At 41.1% G+C, this 17,210-nt stretch carries 15 protein-coding genes; 9 read left to right on the plus strand and 6 right to left on the minus strand.

Annotation, left to right across the window (positions count from 1 at the left end; genetic code table 11):
- Window positions 1-111: 111 nt before the first annotated feature.
- A complete protein-coding gene (locus B3H30_RS05380) occupies window positions 112-2,580 on the minus strand; it encodes a glutaminase family protein (RefSeq protein WP_414713315.1) in 2,469 nt (822 codons plus the stop codon).
- Window positions 2,581-2,852: 272 nt separating this feature from the next.
- Here B3H30_RS05380 and B3H30_RS05385 point away from each other — a divergent pair, with 272 nt between their 5' ends.
- The gene (locus B3H30_RS05385) at window positions 2,853-4,673 is read left to right on the plus strand and encodes a mechanosensitive ion channel family protein (RefSeq protein WP_083295994.1); all 1,821 of its coding nucleotides are present in this window, start codon (window positions 2,853-2,855) and stop codon (window positions 4,671-4,673) included.
- Window positions 4,674-4,765: 92 nt separating this feature from the next.
- Here B3H30_RS05385 and B3H30_RS05390 read toward each other — a convergent pair whose 3' ends face one another.
- Window positions 4,766-5,260 (minus strand): GNAT family N-acetyltransferase, encoded by a 495-nt coding sequence (locus tag B3H30_RS05390; protein ID WP_070566972.1) that lies wholly within the window; start codon window positions 5,258-5,260, stop codon window positions 4,766-4,768.
- 152 nt (window positions 5,261-5,412) lie between these two features.
- On the opposite strand from B3H30_RS05390, the gene B3H30_RS05395 reads away from it, so the two are divergent.
- From B3H30_RS05395 to B3H30_RS05415, 5 genes are all read left to right on the plus strand, one after another.
- A complete protein-coding gene (locus tag B3H30_RS05395; protein ID WP_083295995.1) occupies window positions 5,413-5,925 on the plus strand; it encodes an FMN-binding negative transcriptional regulator in 513 nt (170 codons plus the stop codon).
- A 110-nt stretch (window positions 5,926-6,035) separates the two neighbouring features.
- Window positions 6,036-6,572, plus strand: a complete 537-nt coding sequence (locus B3H30_RS05400; protein ID WP_286833571.1) for a GNAT family N-acetyltransferase — start codon at window positions 6,036-6,038, stop codon at window positions 6,570-6,572.
- Window position 6,573: 1 nt separating this feature from the next.
- Window positions 6,574-7,305, plus strand: a complete 732-nt coding sequence (locus B3H30_RS05405; protein ID WP_070566974.1) for a YggS family pyridoxal phosphate-dependent enzyme — start codon at window positions 6,574-6,576, stop codon at window positions 7,303-7,305.
- 11 nt (window positions 7,306-7,316) lie between these two features.
- The gene (locus B3H30_RS05410; protein WP_070566976.1) at window positions 7,317-8,054 is read left to right on the plus strand and encodes a type 1 glutamine amidotransferase; all 738 of its coding nucleotides are present in this window, start codon (window positions 7,317-7,319) and stop codon (window positions 8,052-8,054) included.
- A gap of 89 nt (window positions 8,055-8,143) precedes the next feature.
- Window positions 8,144-8,467, plus strand: coding sequence for a hypothetical protein (locus B3H30_RS05415; RefSeq protein ID WP_070566978.1), 324 nt, complete (start codon window positions 8,144-8,146; stop codon window positions 8,465-8,467).
- A 143-nt stretch (window positions 8,468-8,610) separates the two neighbouring features.
- On the opposite strand, the gene B3H30_RS05420 is transcribed toward B3H30_RS05415, so the two are convergent.
- Both B3H30_RS05420 and B3H30_RS05425 read right to left on the minus strand, forming a co-directional pair.
- A complete protein-coding gene (locus B3H30_RS05420; RefSeq protein ID WP_070567167.1) occupies window positions 8,611-8,901 on the minus strand; it encodes a putative quinol monooxygenase in 291 nt (96 codons plus the stop codon).
- Between the two features lie 80 nt (window positions 8,902-8,981).
- Window positions 8,982-9,593: an NAD(P)H-dependent oxidoreductase gene (locus B3H30_RS05425; protein ID WP_159333219.1), complete on the minus strand. Its 612-nt coding sequence runs from the start codon at window positions 9,591-9,593 to the stop codon at window positions 8,982-8,984.
- 97 nt (window positions 9,594-9,690) lie between these two features.
- Between B3H30_RS05425 and B3H30_RS05430 the strand changes: the two genes are divergently transcribed.
- Window positions 9,691-10,587: a LysR family transcriptional regulator gene (locus tag B3H30_RS05430; protein WP_046675049.1), complete on the plus strand. Its 897-nt coding sequence runs from the start codon at window positions 9,691-9,693 to the stop codon at window positions 10,585-10,587.
- A 44-nt stretch (window positions 10,588-10,631) separates the two neighbouring features.
- On the opposite strand, the gene B3H30_RS05435 is transcribed toward B3H30_RS05430, so the two are convergent.
- Together B3H30_RS05435 and B3H30_RS05440 are read right to left on the minus strand one after the other, a co-directional pair.
- Window positions 10,632-11,327, minus strand: a complete 696-nt coding sequence (locus B3H30_RS05435) for a LytR/AlgR family response regulator transcription factor (RefSeq protein WP_070566981.1) — start codon at window positions 11,325-11,327, stop codon at window positions 10,632-10,634.
- Between the two features lie 3 nt (window positions 11,328-11,330).
- Window positions 11,331-12,341 carry a sensor histidine kinase gene (locus tag B3H30_RS05440; RefSeq protein ID WP_070566983.1) on the minus strand — a complete coding sequence of 337 codons (1,011 nt, stop codon included), beginning with the start codon at window positions 12,339-12,341 and terminating at the stop codon, window positions 11,331-11,333.
- 172 nt (window positions 12,342-12,513) lie between these two features.
- On the opposite strand from B3H30_RS05440, the gene B3H30_RS05445 reads away from it, so the two are divergent.
- Entirely contained in the window at window positions 12,514-13,902 is a 1,389-nt protein-coding gene (locus tag B3H30_RS05445) for a TolC family protein (RefSeq protein ID WP_286726851.1), read from the plus strand.
- A gap of 10 nt (window positions 13,903-13,912) precedes the next feature.
- Window positions 13,913-17,203: an efflux RND transporter permease subunit gene (locus tag B3H30_RS05450; RefSeq protein ID WP_070566987.1), complete on the plus strand. Its 3,291-nt coding sequence runs from the start codon at window positions 13,913-13,915 to the stop codon at window positions 17,201-17,203.
- Window positions 17,204-17,210 lie beyond the last annotated feature (7 nt).

A 17,210-nucleotide genomic window follows, 5' to 3' on the forward strand; every position in this document is an offset into this window, starting at 1 on the left:
ATAACCCTATAAACAAACGGCGAGCAATTCTTTAATTGCCCGCCGTCTTATTAACTAAACACAAACTAAATATTTCATTGTGGACTCCCGTCTCCTACTCATTTTCCTCATTTATTTCTGTTTCATGATATCCGCTAAAAGTTTCATGTAAAAACCTCCAACAACACTACGCGCCTTGAAGTTTTCGCGGATCCCCGTAGTCGAATCATAAAAATCATTTAATGGGACACGGGATTCCGTTTGAATCGCATGATTATAGACTGGTTTTATCAAAGCTTCAAATGCTTCTCTTGATGGAGCAAATGATGCCGTCCAAAGAATCCAGTCATTTTTTGTGTACGCTTTACGGCTATCCAATGGTATGCCGAATCTATTTTGCTTGGTCAGATAATACTTAATTTCTGTATCATACACTTTCTGTGGAAATAGATTCAATCCCAACACTTTGTCCCAGATCAAATTATATTTTTGACTCCAGGTATTTTTATCATCAAATGTCAGTGCATAATGATCACCAGCATATGCCATTTCCATCCATTTCGGAACCATTTCCTCGGCAATTGCACGGTATTTTTTTGCTATTGCGGTTTCACCAATGGCCTCCGCTAGCTGCGCATAACAAGCAATACCAACGATAGCCTTAACAGATAAATTGGCATTTCGTGCAAGGTGACCGGCAAAATCATCTGTACATAGCTGCGTTTTAGGGTCAAAACCATCTTTAACGAGATAATCTACCCATGTTGTCAATGTTTTCCAATGCTTCCTGGCATAGTCAGCATTCCCTTGCACTTTTGCGATTGCAGCAGTTAAAATAATCATATTGCCCGATTCCTCCACAGGCATAGGTTCACCATAGGTTTGACCATTGGCCAATGGATACGTACCCAAATCGTGCGCTGCCCAAGGATAGGGATATTTACCGCTCTCACTAAAATAAAATATTCCACTTAACATCCCTTTCAACAACTCCGGATTATAGATCAGATACAATGGCGCTGAAGGATAAGTGACATCGACCGTATTGATGAATCCGCCACTATTATTTTCTTTGGAAAGCCATAGTAGTTCGTTTTGTGGACTTTTCACCAAGGTATGTGCTGCAATACTTTGACGATAAGCGAGAACGCTAAGGTGTGCATACTCTTTTCCACCCGATTTTAGCGCATCTGCATACACTGTTTTGTCGAATGCCACGCACTTATCGAGTACCTTACGATACTCATCTGCAGCCAAAGTCAGCTGATTTTCCATCGTTTCTTTACCGGAGTTGTTCCACCATGGTCTCAAATTATTTTTGAAATACTGAATCGCATAAATTTCATCGTACCCAACCTCTACAAAACGTTCCTCCACTTTCGCCCCCACATTGCCAAATGGAATGACCGTGTTCAGCGCAAGTGATGTCCCCTTAACAGTTTTTACCGATGTCGTTGTTCCCTTTCTAAAGGCGTCTACGGCTCCGCCTCTCGGACTAATAAACTGTTGCGTTTTATCCCGCTTCGGCGCAGCAACATAAAAATACCCCCAGTCTATCCGCATATCATCGGCCCCTTTCTGCAGAATAGGCTGTTCGACCGTTCCCGTCTTTAGTACAGACAATTTTGCCGTCTCATATTTTTCGGCGATCACCTCCTGTGAAGGTTTATACACCGCAATATTTGTGGATGCACTTAGAAAAACTTTAACCGCATGCTGCTTGCCATCGTTTGCTTTGACGTTATACGTGATATAGCTTACCGGTCGAGCCAATAAATTCAGATCTTCCATAAGCAAAGGCGACGTAAAAGTTAATTTTAGATCAACCTTACCTGCCTGAAAGTTATAAACCGTACGCGTCGCTGTTATTTCTACATCGTTTTGCACGGCTTCTTCAATCCGTGCCCCACGCTCTTTAAGCCTGTCAACCAAACCAAAATCGAGATAACGACCGCCAGCACTATTCTTCAAATGGATGGCAATATTATTTTGCCCAGCCTTCAAATTCGTCTTGTCAATCGGTATATACTGAAAGTTGTTGGTCCAACCTACTTTTTCGTAAACCTTCTTCCCATTCAAAAATACGTCTATATTATCATCATGATTGAGTTTTAAAAACAACTCATTAATACCCTTCGGATCCGCTACGGAAAACTCGCGTCTCACCCAGATATCGTCCGATTTCCAAAGGGTTTTTACCTGCTTCTCGTCATCACCTATGGGTGGAAGTCCCGATTTCCACGTATCCGTATTATAAGCGGAAGATTCCCAGCCACCTTGAGGTTTTGATTCTGTATACTGTACCGTATAAGATTTATCTTCGGCAGTCGGTAGAATAACCGCATAACTCGGTTCCTCTTTGCCAAGAAAACGATAAATATGACCATCAACATCAATTAAGCCCAACAGCGAATGATCAGCGTCTGTCCAGTGCTTTGTTGTCGATGCATGAAGCTGATCTGTCATTGACCATATACTAAAATTGGGGTTGTGTGTAATCAATGGATAAGCCGGAGCTTTGCGTTCTTGGGCTTGTCCATCTAAAACAGTGGAAACACAGGCTACAATAACACAGAGACATATCTTCCCAAGTTTGTTCATTGCATAAATAGATTTTTGAAAAGGTTTAATCATATTTTTTAGATAAAATTAGCTATACAGTTTTTCGTATTGAGCATATGCTCAATCGTTTTAACAAAGAAAGTCGGAATAAGTTAAATTCAGCTGTCGCATCGTATCATTTTACCTTCAATTTATATCATATTTGACGATCTGCCGTCTAATCGAGATAATTATTATCTTTGAGAACCTGTCCGATCGTTATGCGCAAAATAACCTAGTAAACATCGGCATTCAATTTTACCAATAACACGATGAGAAGTATTTACGTTTATTTCTTAATGACTATATCTTGTCTATTTTCAACGAGCGCACCGCTTTATGCACAAGAAACAGATTCGGTCAATAAAAAAGAATTGGATCTAAGTTCCCTACTGAACGGAATTAGACAACAGCAAATTAATGATTCTCTTGAACGGGTAAAGCTTCAGCATGAAATTGCCGATCTTAAAAGTCAAAATAGCCCCAAAAAAGAAAATTTAAAACAGCAGCTGAATGAGTTTGACGAAGAAAATAACCTTCGGAAGCAGCAGCTGAAAGTTAAAGTAGACTCCATCAAAAAAAACACAAAAAGATATGCGGTCGCGCCATTTCAGGATACGCTATTCTATATCTATAATAAACTTGGATCATCATTAGCCAAAGACCGCGCCTACAATGTGGTCAGCAGAATCCATAATCTATATGAAGACGATTTTGTGAAAGTAGATTCCTTTAAAATCGAAAACAGCGAAATAAGTGCCGACATCGTTTATAAAGATCTCGTCATAACTTCCGTCACAGAACTCGATGCCCTTCTTGAAGGAAAAAGCAAAGAAGAGATTGCGGCAAACTACCTAAAAAGAATTCAGGATTCAATCAAAACGGAACGTGCTGATAACAGCATTACAAAACTTCTTACGCGTATTGGGCTTGTATTTCTCATTCTAGTCGTTTTTTCGATATTGATTCTATTGATAAACAAATTGAAAAAATATGGTACGCGACGTATATTGACAGAAAGAACACAGCGGATCAAAGACATTAAGATCAAAAATTACGTCCTTGTCACTTCCGTACAAAAAACACGGATGTTTATTAATGCCATAAATATCTTACGTTGGGGCTTGATCGTACTCATTGCCTTTATCATGCTGCCGATTGTCTTTAGTGTCTTTCCATTTACACAGAGCTGGGCATCCAATCTCATTGGACTTTTTACAAAGCCCCTGAAGACTGCAGTTTTGGCCATTTGGGATTATATTCCCAATCTGATTACTGTATTTGTCATACTCGTTGTCATGCGGTATGCCGTTCGATTCATAAAGTATATTTTTAGCGAAATTGACAAAGGCAAATTAGAGGTCAATGGTTTTCATCGCGATTTTGCCATGCCAACCTTTACTATTGTTCGTTTTCTGCTCCAAGCCTTCACGCTGGTGCTCATATTCCCTTACTTACCCGGCGCAAATTCAGATATCTTTAAAGGAATATCCGTATTTATTGGTGTCCTGTTCTCTTTGGGGTCATCTTCTGCGATTTCCAATATCATAGCGGGGCTTGTGATCACCTATATGCGTCCTTTCCGTATCGGAGACCGTATCACTATCGCCGACAAAACGGGCGTTGTTATCGAAAAATCCCCCCTGGTAACCAGGCTTCGAACGATAAAAAATGAAGAAATTACCATTCCCAATTCCTCGGTACTTTCGGGAAATACCGTCAATTATTCGACATTCTCTGAAGAGGGAATTTGTTTTCAGGTGGAATTGACAGTCGGTTATGAAGAACCTTGGCAACGTATCCACGAATTGCTGCTGAACATCCCGCCACGAATAAAAAGAGTCAACCTTAGTCCTGCCCCATTCGTCTTGCAAAAAAAATTAGACGACTTTTATGTTTTATATGAACTGAATGTCTACATCGCTAGATCCGCGGAAATTGAACTGGCAAAATCTGAAATTTTTCAATTGATCCTCGATGACTTTTTAGCGGCAGGAATTGAAATGAATGGTCCACACCTATTTGCCAAAGTTGATCATGTCCAGCAATATAATCCGAAAGCACCCAACAGTTCGCACGAAAACGAACTTTAAAGCTTGTTTCCATGCGCTGTATTTTATAGATCAGTTGCTGCGTTCAGACCGGACTGAACGCAGTAATTGATCAACAGCAGGAAGCAGGTTAACTAAAGATTCAAAACATAGATCAGCTCTTCTGCTTTGACCCCATCAGGCCAAACGACATCTCTTGAATGTGTATACGCAAAGTTAAACGATTGATTTGCAGCTCTCGAGGCTTCGTTACCAACCCCATGAGATACCGTAATCCGGAGGCAGCCTTGTTCACGTGCCCATGTTATACGCGCTTCATAAAACAAGCGGGACAACCCCCGGCCTCTATGGCCTTCCTGAATGAAAGACGCGATCAAAATCGCATTTGATTCATCCGTCCGATCCAACACGACACCAGTCAGCCCAATCAATAATTCTTGGTTATACAAACCGAATATCGCACACTTGGGATTGCCCAGTAAGGCCATCCACTCGGCATCACTATAAGCCGCTTCCTTTTGATAATTGCTACCGAACACCTCAGGAGCAGAAGATAAGGCCTCCAGTCTTATCTTTTTGTATTGCTGCCATTCTCCTATTTCTAAACGTCTTAGCTCATATTTCTCCATTTTTGGCGTCTTTTTTTGCTTATCTTTTAACGTAAATATACTTAAGCAAGCGCAATAAATGAACACTGGACCAGCTACATTATTCAATTTGGACTAGCTCATTTGCACCCATTGGCCGTAATTTTGAATTAAATCAAGAAATAGCTATTTGCATGTATGTACCCAAACATTTCCAGTTCGAAGATTACGCAGAAAAGGTTGAATTTATGCAACAATATAGTTTTGCCACCATCGTATCGGTTAAAGAGGGGATTCCAATAGCAACCCAGCTCCCCTTCCACATCCGTACAGATAAAGATCAGCTGCTTTTAACATCACACTTCGCTCGCGCAAACGAACAAGCCAATTATATCGAAAATACACCGTCATTAGTCATTTTCTCCGAACCACATGCTTATATCTCGCCACAGCACTACGACAAGGAGGAAAGTGTACCAACCTGGGACTACATTGCGGTTCATGCCTATGGTCTTGCATCTATCCTTACGGAGGAAAAAGCAATAAACAAGGCTTTAGAGCAAATGATCCTCAGTTACGACGAAGCTTATCTAACACAATGGAACAATCTCTCCGATCGCTTCAAAAGTGGCATGATGCGAGGTATCATCGCCTTCGAACTTGTCGTTACGGATTTACAGGGCCAAAAAAAAATTAGGTCAAAATAAAAGTGAAACAGAAAAACAGCGTATCCGCGATTTTCTGAAAAATAGCGACAATGAGCTCGAAAGAAATATTGCCGCAGCAATGAAAAATGGATCAATAAGTAATGAAAAAAATGAACAAAAATAACACCGAAATAGCCATCACTAAAGTAAAACTAACAGATATTGACCTGCTGCAGCATATTGGAAAAGAAACATTTATCCAGACCTTTTCAGACACAAACACCGAAGAGAACATGAAGACTTATCTAACGGAAGGTTTTGCAAGAGAAAAATTATTGGCCGAGCTCTGCCATGATGAGTCTGAATTTTACTTCGCCGTTTTAGAAAATAATGTTATCGGTTACTTAAAAATAAATACCGGACAAGCGCAGACCGAAAACCAAAGCCCACAGGCATTGGAAATTGAACGCATCTATGTTCTACAGGAATTTCACGGTAGAAAAGTGGGGCAGCTATTGTTCGAGAAAGCACTAGTCTTAGCTCAAAAAAAAGCAGTTACATTTATCTGGCTTGGTGTTTGGGAAAAAAATTCCCGCGCGATCAATTTCTATCGGAAAAATGGCTTTGTGGCATTCGACAAGCATATATTTCAACTGGGCGACGATAAGCAAATCGATATTATGATGAAAAAAACAATACAACCGTAACATGGATGAGTTTATTACAGAGAATATACGCATTATACAACAGCGTATCGACAAAGCGTGCAAAGCAAATCAGCGCGACCCACGCGAAGTAAAATTATTGCTAGCGACTAAAACCGTACCTGCCGAACGTATCGAAATCGCACTGCAAACTGGTCAAACCTTAATTGCCGAAAATAAAGTACAGGAATTAAAAGACAAATTTGAGTATTTAAATACTATTCCGCATGTTAATCATTTTATTGGCCACCTGCAAACCAATAAAATCAAGGATCTGCTTAAATACAACGTATCCTGCATCCATTCAATAGATCGTATAGATCTTGCCGAAAAATTGCATCAACGACTTTTAAAAGAAGATAAAACCATGGAGGTGCTCATTCAGGTGAATACTTCCTTTGAAGAGAGCAAGTACGGCGCTGCTCCAAAGGAAGTGATCGATCTAGTACAGCAAATAGCAACATTAAACACACTAAAGATTAAAGGATTGATGACGATAGGTCTATTGAGTGCCGAGGCCGAACAGGTACGAGCCTGTTTCAAATTGCTTAGACATATTCAACAACAAATTATAGCCCTAGCTATTCCTGATGTATCGATGAAAGAACTGTCGATGGGCATGAGCGGGGATTTAGAAATAGCTATAGCGGAAGGCGCGACGATTGTCAGGGTAGGAACGGCAATTTTTGGACAGCGTCCTACTCCAAATAGTTATTACTGGAACGAAAACCGATAACATAAAAACCAATGCGGATACATTTTATACAACACGAAGTTTTTGAAGCACCCGGAGCCTATTTAGCCTGGGCAGAAAAACAACAGCATGAGGTCACCTTTTCCCAGGTCTACCAACAGGACCTTCTGCCAGACGAAATTGATTCCGTCGATGTATTGATCATTATGGGCGGACCTCAAAGCCCAGATTCATCCCCTTCCGAATACCCTTATTTTGACGCTAAGGCCGAAATCGCCTTTATCCGCCGATGTATTGATGCAGGCAAGGCAGTTGTTGGTATATGCCTGGGCGCACAACTGATTGGCGAAGCGCTATTGGCAAAGTATGAACATAGTCCACAAAAAGAAATTGGGGTTTTCCCCATCACGCTTACAGCGGCAGGAATAAACGACTCCAAAATAGCACATTTTGGCAGCCCGTTATCGGTTGGACATTGGCACAACGATATGCCTGGACTTACCCCTGAAAGTGAAATCTTAGCAAGTAGCGCCGGCTGCCCTAGGCAAATTGTGCGTTATACAAATCTCGTTTACGGATTTCAATGCCATATGGAACTCACGACTGAAGTCGTCCGGCTATTGATAGCTTCAGAAGAAGATCTCCTTCTCCAAAGCCAATTGCACCAATTTGTGCAATTACCCGACGTAATTCAGGCTTATGATTACAACGAAATGAACAATAAACTTCATACATTTTTAGATTTACTTGAATGTGCATACAGGAGAAGTCTGGTCAATAAATGCGCATAACTGTTTAAATGAGGCCATAAAAATTCGTAGAGGTAATTCATTAGTTGGATAAAAAATCGTAGATTTGATATTAACACAAAGAACTATTGATGGACCTAAGACGCAGTAAACTTCTAAAAATGGGCTATGTCGCCCTTCTGGCATTTCTCCTGTACAGCTGTGTTTCCCAAAAAGAAAACAAAAAACTGACCTGGTATCAACATCAGATTATCGAGCAGCTTGTTCCGGAAACTGATTCCAGTTACAGAGTGCAAATTGGTATCATGGCTGCTACCTTCTGGCTAGATAATCAAGATGGTCAGCTGACCAAAAAATTGAATCTCCTGCAACAGAGCTACACGCAACGAAATAAAGTCGACGTCGCTGTTCAGCAAGGTACCAACAAAATCATTCGCGTCACCAAATCAGAATAGAGCACGCTCTATCTAGGCAACACAAATGATTTTGGCACCACCAATACTTCAATTATAGTTCATATCCTAGGCCCACACAAATCATCCACTACACATGTTGTTTGCTATCTTCTCAATAAGGTCCGGACAGACCACATGGTAAATTAAGCAATCTTATTCATTGCTATAATTTGAGGCGTTTCCTGTAATTTTTCACCAGCCACTTTTCCAAATGCCACAATATAAGGTTGTTGATTATGCGCATCCAAGCCCGCTTGATCTTCCCAGATTTCATAAAATATAAATTGATTTTCATCACTGTTTACCTGGTGCAGATCATACTGTATACACGCTTCTTCTTTCCTACTTGCCTCGACCATTTCTAACAATAATGCCAATACTTCTTCCCGATGTGCAGGAACTGCTTTTAAAATTGCGGTTAAATATACCTTCATGTTATTGATTTTATTTTGGTAATTTACTCTTTTCATCGCAATAACGCCATGGATAAAGCGATTTATCGATCAATAAATTTTTAGTTCAACGTAGTTTCCAAATGGAAGACCTCTTCCAAATATTGTTTATATTCCTTTTCGTAATTGTCGACACGTTCTTGAGATGCCCCCTTTTCCATATCATGAAAATGGAAACTTCCCAGGTGTTCCAATCCTACAAACTGATTCATCTTATGAAAACCGAATAAAACACCGGCATCAACTGAATGCTGATCAAAAAACTCATTTTCCATTGTAAATGCTGTCTCAGGGGCATTCCAGCTCGAAGTCACCATGTATTTTTTACCTTGCATCAACCCCCCGGTGCCGTAATTAATTGCCGGATTCTTACGCGATCGACCATCACTCTTATAGATACCGTTGTTGTGGCCGGCCGTAAAGACTTCATCGATATAAAGTTTCAGACGATTCGGAACCTGGAACCACCATACAGGAAAATGGTAAACGATAATGTCTGCCCATTTAAAATTTTCAACTTCAACCATTGGATCAAAATCATCATTGATATTGGTAACCCTTGTTTCAAATCCATTTTCAGCCAATGTTTCAACGGTCCAATTTGTTATTGTGGTATTGAAAGAACCACCCGAGTGTGCGAATTTCTGTCCGCCGTTGATAATAAATATTTTCATCTCTATAATTTTTATTATTGATAATACAAATTTCTATCATATTTTTGAATCATACAAATAATTTAAATTGTATATTTGTATCATAAAAATAATAACTATGAAATGGAACTTAGAATGGCTTCGTACATTTAAGGCAATCTATGAAACCGGAACATTATCTGCAGCTGCACAGGAATTATTTATTTCTCAGCCGGGGGTAAGCTTACATCTGAATTCCCTGGAAGCATTTACGGGGCACAAGCTTTTTGATCGCTCTGCGCGAAGAATGGTGCCGACCGAAAAGGGGAAAATCTTGTATAACTATGTTATTGATCCGCTTAAAAAACTAGAAACCGGTGAACAGCATTTTCACAAACGGGCATTGGACGAACGTATAACGATCAGTATCGGAATGTGTTTTGAGACCTTTCAGTACACCCTCGAAGAACATATTGCCCAGCTCCCCTTCAATTTAATTATCAAATTTGGAGAATATCCGCAGATGCAACAGGATCTTGATAATGGTTTATTGGATCTTATTATTACGCCTCAAAAAGGAAACCAACAGAATCTACAGTATGAAGCTTTTTCAAAAGAACGTATTGTCTTGATTGCAGGGTGTCAGACGGATACATCCACACTGGAAGCACTGCTGAGTGCCAATAAAATTAAAGAAGCAGCTCAACTCCTTAAAAAACAATTATGGTATAGCACGGCTGCCGATATGGATCATTTAAAAAACTACTGGTCAACACACTTTGGCGAACATCCAGACTTTAGCCCCAATTATATTGTTCCCAATATTAGCTCCATCATACGCTGTTTGAGCAACAATACAGGCTTTTCGATTGTTCCTGACTTCCTATGTGCTGAAGCAATTGCATCCGGGAAAATAAAACTAATCTGGGAAGGGACATCGCCTGTCGAAAATATCCTTTACTTCGGAACTAGAAAGAAAACCATGTATCAGGAAGAAATTGGGCAGTTGGAAACGCTGTTAAAAGAGAAATGGTAGTCACCTGACTCGCTCATAGCAACAAGACCTCCATTCGCTCAGACCTATTTATTGGCTAGCCGCTCCTGTAACTCTCGACGGAAAGTAATACCGACCGGAAGGGAGGTATTATTGATCTGTACCATTCCATGCTCATATTTGATCACCTTATTGATCGAAGCAATGTAGGATTTGTGGATACGGACAAACTTTGATGCTGGCACCTGTGTGAGAATTTGTTGGGTGGTGCTTGCTGTTAAAAAAGTTTGTCCCGGGGTAACAATTTTTACGTAATTGCCAAAGCTCTGGATAAAATCGATCTGCGATAATTTAACGTCAATAATACGACCATCCATGCGTATACTAATTGATTTGGGTTCTTCTTCCTGGGGCGACACAGTCGTGTTATAGGATAAAAAACGTTGAACAGCCTTAAAAAAACGGGGAAATGAAATAGGTTTTAACAGATAATCAACAACGCCGTAATCATAACTCTCCAATGCGTATTCGGAATATGCTGTTGTCAAAATCGTTTTGGGTGGGTTATCCAGCATCTTCAGAAACTCCATCCCATTAATTTCGGGCATTTCAATATCCAGGAAGATTAAATCTACTTTGTTCTCCCGAAGAAAATCCAATGCCTCAAAAGCATTATAACATTGAGCGACCAACTGCAGATCAGTACTTCTTTCAATATAATTTACCAGGACATAATGCGCCGCAGGTTCGTCATCAACCACAATACAGCTATTTTTATTCATTGTTTAAAGATTTATAACCAATGACACCTCATACTCCTCTTTTTTGGAATTTGTCGTTAATGTATACCGATTAGGATACAAAAGTTTTAATCGCGCTATTGTATTTTCCAAACCTATTTTCGCCGAAAACACATTCCTTTTCTTGACCGGAACAGAATTTCGGACATGCAAATATAAGTTCCCTTTTTCAATCTTGATTGAAATATGTACAAAACAATCTTCAATACTGCAGGTTCCGTGTTTAAAAGCATTTTCCACAAAAGTAATCAATAACATTGGCGCTATCTGATAATTGATATCTTCCTCTTTTTGATAGTCAAATTCAATTTTCGTTCGATAGCCTAACCGCTCGCGTTCCAGTTCAATATAACTTGAAATAAAATCAATTTCATCATCCATAGGCACATACTCCCGTTCACTGCTCTCCATTTGATAACGAAGCAGCTGAGACACTTTGATGATCAATTCAGAAGTACGTTCCGGATACTTTAGATTAATACCATAAATGGTATTTAACGTGTTGAATAGAAAATGTGGGTTGAGCTGCTTTTTTAAATGCGACAGTTGCGTTTGATTGGAAAGCAGTTCGCGTCTGGTCTTCACCCGTTGAAAGCGGTAAAATTCGATAAATTGGATACTGCCCAATATGCAGATCAACGAGCCCAATAATACACCAAATTGATAATGGAATGTTTTCTGAACCAGATTCTTGTAGAGAAAACAATTCTTGTAAATGACGTTATCCGTCAGCTCTTTTAATATCAGTGCAAAAATCAGCAGCGTTGCCACCGAAGCCAGAATATACAACAGGGGTTTATTCTTTTTAAGCAGTAATGGCAATAGAAAAAAGCGATTTAGTTGCGCATGCGCATAAAGGATCAGGAAATAGAGCACCCCCATCAAAAATCCCTTCCAACTCAGGATCAAAATCCAGTCGTTCAACGTAAAGAGGATAAACGAAAAGATCAATAGGACGACTTCCTGTATCATCTTGTTCTCCAAAACCTTTCTCATAATCCTTTTTTTTTGTTAAAATTCTGTTACAAAGTAAGAGTTTTAAGTTTATAACAGCAGAAAAATAAATGACGAATTAAATTGGTCACTTTTAAACACGATAGATCATTTAAAAGGGGCCTTACAGCCTAGCTCATCGCTATCTTCGTGTCCATAAAATGATAGATAACCTATGCTGAAATTGAATTTAGTGCTGTCATTGGCTGTGTCACTTGCGACATCCTCCTCCTTCGCTCAGACGCTTACACTGCGCGACGCCGTAGAACAGGGTCTTGCAAATTATGGAAATATCAAGGCAAAGGAATATTATCTCCAGTCCTCCCTGCAGACCAATGAACAAGTCAAACGCGACTTTTGGCCCAATCTGAACATCGTAGCCCAACAGGACTTTGGAACAGTCAACGGACAAAATGGTCCGCTGTATGGATTTGGTGGGCTGGGTGTAGCTTCTTCGGGAGCCGCTCTTCCAGAACAAAATTGGAATGCCGCATTTGGTGCGCTTTACTTAGCCAATGTCAATTGGGACATTTACACCTTTGGACGAAAAAAAGAACGTATCGAATTGGCCAAATCCGATACCAAACGACTACAGGCCGATCTCGGTCAGGAACAGTTCCAGCATAAAATCAAGATCGCTGCGGCTTACCTCAATTTATTGGCTAGTCAACGATTGGAAAAAAATCAACAGATGAATCTGGATCGCGCACTGGTATTTTTAAATATTGCTGCCACCAAAGTAAAAAACGGAATATTACCCGGAGTAGATTCTACGCTTGCTTCAGCGGAAGTATCGCGCGCAAAAATCAGTCTCAATCAGGCCCGTGAAAATGTTAAGGAGCAAAACAATAAGCTGACGGTATTGATGGGGATTCCAGCGAAAAATCTCGAAATAGATACTGTTCTGGTTCAGAAAACACCTATACAGCTAACTCCGCTTTCAGGCAACTTGATTGAAAGTAATCCTATGCTGCAATTTTATAAAAGTAAAATTGAACTTGGCGAACAACAATTGAAACTATCAACCAAAGAGTATCTTCCCACTGTAAGTGCCTTTGGGGTCTTTCAGACAAGGGGATCTGGTTTTAAGAGCGACTACATTACGGATTTACAAGCATATAGCACAAATTATTGGAAAGGGGTTCGTCCCAGTAGGCAAAATTATCTCTTGGGATTGGGCATAAACTGGAATCTGACTTCGATTGCGCGTATCAATAAAAAAATCAGTGCACAGCGCTTTACGAATGATGCCCTGAGAGAAGAATACCAAACTGCCGAAGCCCAATTGACAGCACAGCTGGATGCCGCTGATGTGAAAATCCAATTGGCCCTAAAAAGTGATCTAGAAGCTCCCCGACAAGTGTCGGCAGCTCAGCAAGCTTACAATCAAAAAATGACGATGTATAAAAACGGCCTAGCGACACTTGTCGACGTGACGCAGACCCTTTATACACTAAATAGAGCCGAAACCGATCGAGAGATCGTCCACATCAATCTTTGGCAGTCGCTTTTACTAAAAGCCGCAGCTGCGGGAGATTTTGATATTTTCAACAAAGAACTATAAATAACATTACATGAATTTAATACGTTTTGCCTTACGCAAGCCGATATCCATCCTCGTACTCGTATTGGGACTTATTGTCTTTGGCATAGGTGCCGTTCGATCGATCAAGGTGGATATCCTGCCAAAAATGAACCTTCCGGTTATTTATATTGCCCATCCATTTGGTGGCTATTCGCCGGATCAAATGGAATCTTATTTTGCCAAAAACTACGTCAATATCCTTCTTTTTGCCAATGGGGTCAAGTCTATTGAGACCAAGAATATTCAAGGTCTGACCTTAATGAAAGTATCGTATTACGAAGACACCAACATGGCCCAGGCTGCAGCCGAGCTAAGTGCCCTGGCCAATCGGATCCAAGCCTCCTTTCCTCCAGGCTCACAACCGCCGTTCATCATTCGCTTTGACGCCTCATCCCTCCCTGTAGGCCAACTGGTATTGAGCAGTAACAAGCGTTCTAACAACGAACTACAAGATCTAGCCAACGTCTATGTCCGGGCATCGTTTACGTCAATCCCTGGTCTACTGTCGCCCCCTCCTTTTGGGGGAAGTCCACGTACAATTGAGGTCAACGTTGATCCCGATTTAATGCGGAACCACAATATGACGCCCGATCAGGTTGTAGAAGCGCTAAGACTGAACAATCAAACTGCCCCGGCAGGAAACGTACGCATTCAGGATAAAAACTACATTACGCCGACCAATAATACCATTAAAGAGGTCAAAGATTTTGAAAAAATCCCGCTATTTAAAGGTGGTGTACAAAATCTTTACCTTGGAGATATCGCTACGGTAAAGGACGGAGCTGATGTTACTGCAGGCTACGCCTTGGTCAACGGCAAGCGCTCCGTATACGTCAGTATTGCCAAAGCTGGCGATGCCTCCACATGGGAAGTCGTCCAGAACTTAAAAGCAGCTTTACCAAAAATTCAGGAGAATTTACCCGACGACGTCAAGTTATCGTATGAATTTGATCAATCCGTTTATGTCATCAATTCGGTAAAGAGTTTGATTACCGAAGGTGCCATCGGAGCTATCCTGACCGGACTTATGGTGCTCCTATTTTTAGGTGATCGAAGAGCCGCGCTGATCGTTATCCTGACCATACCGATATCCGTGATATCCGGAGTGCTCTTTCTGAAACTCTTCGGGCAGACCATCAACCTCATGTCCCTCAGCGGACTAGCCCTGGCTATTGGTATCTTGGTCGACGAAAGTACGGTAACGATCGAGAATATACACCAGCATCTGGATATGGGTAAACCCAAAGCCTTGGCTATCTGGGATGCCTGTAAGGAGATCGCCTTACCAAAATTATTGATCCTGCTCTGTATATTAGCCGTATTTGCACCTGCATTTACCATGACGGGAATTCCGGGCTCGCTATTTCTTCCCTTGGCCCTGTCCATTGGATTTTCGATGATCGTATCCTTTCTTCTTTCGCAGACATTCGTTCCCATCATGGCAAACTGGTTTATGAAAGATCATGCCCATAAGGCTCCACATGCGACCAAATCCGAGGGTTTAAATGCAGATGAAGCCCAGTTTGCAGCATCTGGACTGACCGTAGAATCCGAACAGGATACCTTGAATCAGAAGAAACTATTGGTGGAACGTGACGACTTTAACAACGATGGAAAGATCAGTATTTTTGAACGGTTCAGAAACAGATTCATGAAAATGCTCGATCGCTTGTTCAAAAGAAAGAAAACCATTACGGTGATCTATCTGCTTGGAGCGCTAAGTCTTGTTGTCATTTTACTTTCCACGATAGGCCAGGATGTATTTCCGAAAGTCAACTCCAGCCAGTTTCAAATGCGCCTTCGTGCCGCTGAAGGTACACGTATCGAACGCACCGAAGAAAAAGCAAAACTGGCGCTGGCCGAACTGGAAAAACTGGTTGGCAAAGAACATATTAGCATATCTTCTGTCTATATCGGTCAGCACCCCGGGCAGTTTTCAGTATCGCCGATCTATCTTTTCATGGCCGGTCCACATGAAGCTGTTTTCCAAATAGCACTGAAAGACTACCATCATGATATGGACAGTTTCCGTGATGAATACCGAAAACGCCTGAAAGCAGCAGTTCCCGATGTACAGGTATCCTTTGAACCGATCGAACTTACGGATAAAGTATTAAGCCAGGGGTCGCCTACCCCTATTGAAGTTCGGATAGCAGGAAAAAACAAAAAGAACAACGAAAAGTACGCCGGAAAATTGATCGAGGAACTAAAAGCCATCCCCTACTTTAGAGATGTACAATTAGCACAATCCATTAAATATCCTTCGTACGATATTAAAATAGATCGCATTAGAGCTGCACAATTGGGTATCGATCTCAGCGAAGTGACACGATCGCTTATCGCGTCCACCTCATCTTCGCGTTATACCGAAAAAAACACCTGGATCGATGAAAAAGCAGGACTCTCGTATAATGTCCAAGTTCAGGTTCCCATCGATAAAATGAAAGATGAGAAAGAAATCGGTGAAATCCCTTTATTGAAAAATTCGGCGCGACCAATACTGAGCGACGTTGCAACCATCACACCGTCCTTCACTTATGGAGAAAATGACAATTTGGGCGCGATGCCCTATGTATCAGTTACAGCAAATATTGATCATACCGATTTGAAAACAGCCTCCAAAGATGTAAAACGTAGTATCAAAGCCCTTGGTGAACTCCCGCGTGGATTATCCATGGAGCAAATAGGCCTCGGAAAAGTATTGGAAGAAACCATGAGCAGCCTTGAATCTGGTTTGGCTGTTGCCATTATCGTTATATTCCTGATGCTATCAGCCAATTTCCAATCGTTCAAAGTTTCTATGGTTGTACTCACCACAGTTCCTGCGGTGGTGCTGGGGTCATTACTTCTATTGTTGTTAACCGGATCTACCCTCAACTTACAATCCTACATGGGGATTATCATGTCGGTGGGTGTATCCATTGCGAACGCTGTTCTCCTCATCACCAATGCCGAACATATCCGTCGGCATCATGGAGATGCGCTGGCTGCCGCTCGTGAGGCAGCATCCTTACGGCTTAGACCCATTATCATGACCAGTTTAGCCATGATTGTAGGCATGCTCCCTATGGCCATTGGCCATGGTGAAGGTGGTGAACAAGTTTCACCACTCGGTAGAGCCGTCATTGGCGGATTACTATTTTCAACATTTGCCGTACTCGTCATCTTACCGCTCATATTTGCTTGGGCGCAAGAAAAAAGCAGTACACAATCGATCTCATTAGATCCTGAAGACAAAGAAAGTAAACACTATATTGCCGCATTAAAACCTTTATCGTAAAAGCAGT

The sequence above is a fragment of the Sphingobacterium sp. UBA7038 genome (assembly GCF_002494055.1).
In the GTDB taxonomy this organism is placed as follows: domain Bacteria; phylum Bacteroidota; class Bacteroidia; order Sphingobacteriales; family Sphingobacteriaceae; genus Sphingobacterium; species Sphingobacterium multivorum.

Bases quoted from the DNA above. Each gene is read 5' to 3' on its own strand.
- B3H30_RS05415 (WP_070566978.1), top strand. From the start codon at position 8,144: ATGGACCTAAGACGCAGTAAACTTCTAAAAATGGGCTATGTCGCCCTT.
- B3H30_RS05405 (WP_070566974.1), top strand. From the start codon at position 6,574: ATGGATGAGTTTATTACAGAGAATATACGCATTATACAACAGCGTATC.
- B3H30_RS05390 (WP_070566972.1), bottom strand. From the start codon at position 5,260: ATGGAGAAATATGAGCTAAGACGTTTAGAAATAGGAGAATGGCAGCAA.
- B3H30_RS05430 (WP_046675049.1), top strand. From the start codon at position 9,691: ATGAAATGGAACTTAGAATGGCTTCGTACATTTAAGGCAATCTATGAA.
- B3H30_RS05440 (WP_070566983.1), bottom strand. From the start codon at position 12,341: ATGAGAAAGGTTTTGGAGAACAAGATGATACAGGAAGTCGTCCTATTG.
- B3H30_RS05400 (WP_286833571.1), top strand. From the start codon at position 6,036: ATGAACAAAAATAACACCGAAATAGCCATCACTAAAGTAAAACTAACA.
- B3H30_RS05420 (WP_070567167.1), bottom strand. From the start codon at position 8,901: ATGAAGGTATATTTAACCGCAATTTTAAAAGCAGTTCCTGCACATCGG.
- B3H30_RS05450 (WP_070566987.1), top strand. From the start codon at position 13,913: ATGAATTTAATACGTTTTGCCTTACGCAAGCCGATATCCATCCTCGTA.
- B3H30_RS05410 (WP_070566976.1), top strand. From the start codon at position 7,317: ATGCGGATACATTTTATACAACACGAAGTTTTTGAAGCACCCGGAGCC.
- B3H30_RS05395 (WP_083295995.1), top strand. From the start codon at position 5,413: ATGTATGTACCCAAACATTTCCAGTTCGAAGATTACGCAGAAAAGGTT.
- B3H30_RS05445 (WP_286726851.1), top strand. From the start codon at position 12,514: ATGCTGAAATTGAATTTAGTGCTGTCATTGGCTGTGTCACTTGCGACA.
- B3H30_RS05435 (WP_070566981.1), bottom strand. From the start codon at position 11,327: ATGAATAAAAATAGCTGTATTGTGGTTGATGACGAACCTGCGGCGCAT.
- B3H30_RS05385 (WP_083295994.1), top strand. From the start codon at position 2,853: ATGAGAAGTATTTACGTTTATTTCTTAATGACTATATCTTGTCTATTT.
- B3H30_RS05380 (WP_414713315.1), bottom strand. From the start codon at position 2,580: ATGAACAAACTTGGGAAGATATGTCTCTGTGTTATTGTAGCCTGTGTT.
- B3H30_RS05425 (WP_159333219.1), bottom strand. From the start codon at position 9,593: ATGAAAATATTTATTATCAACGGCGGACAGAAATTCGCACACTCGGGT.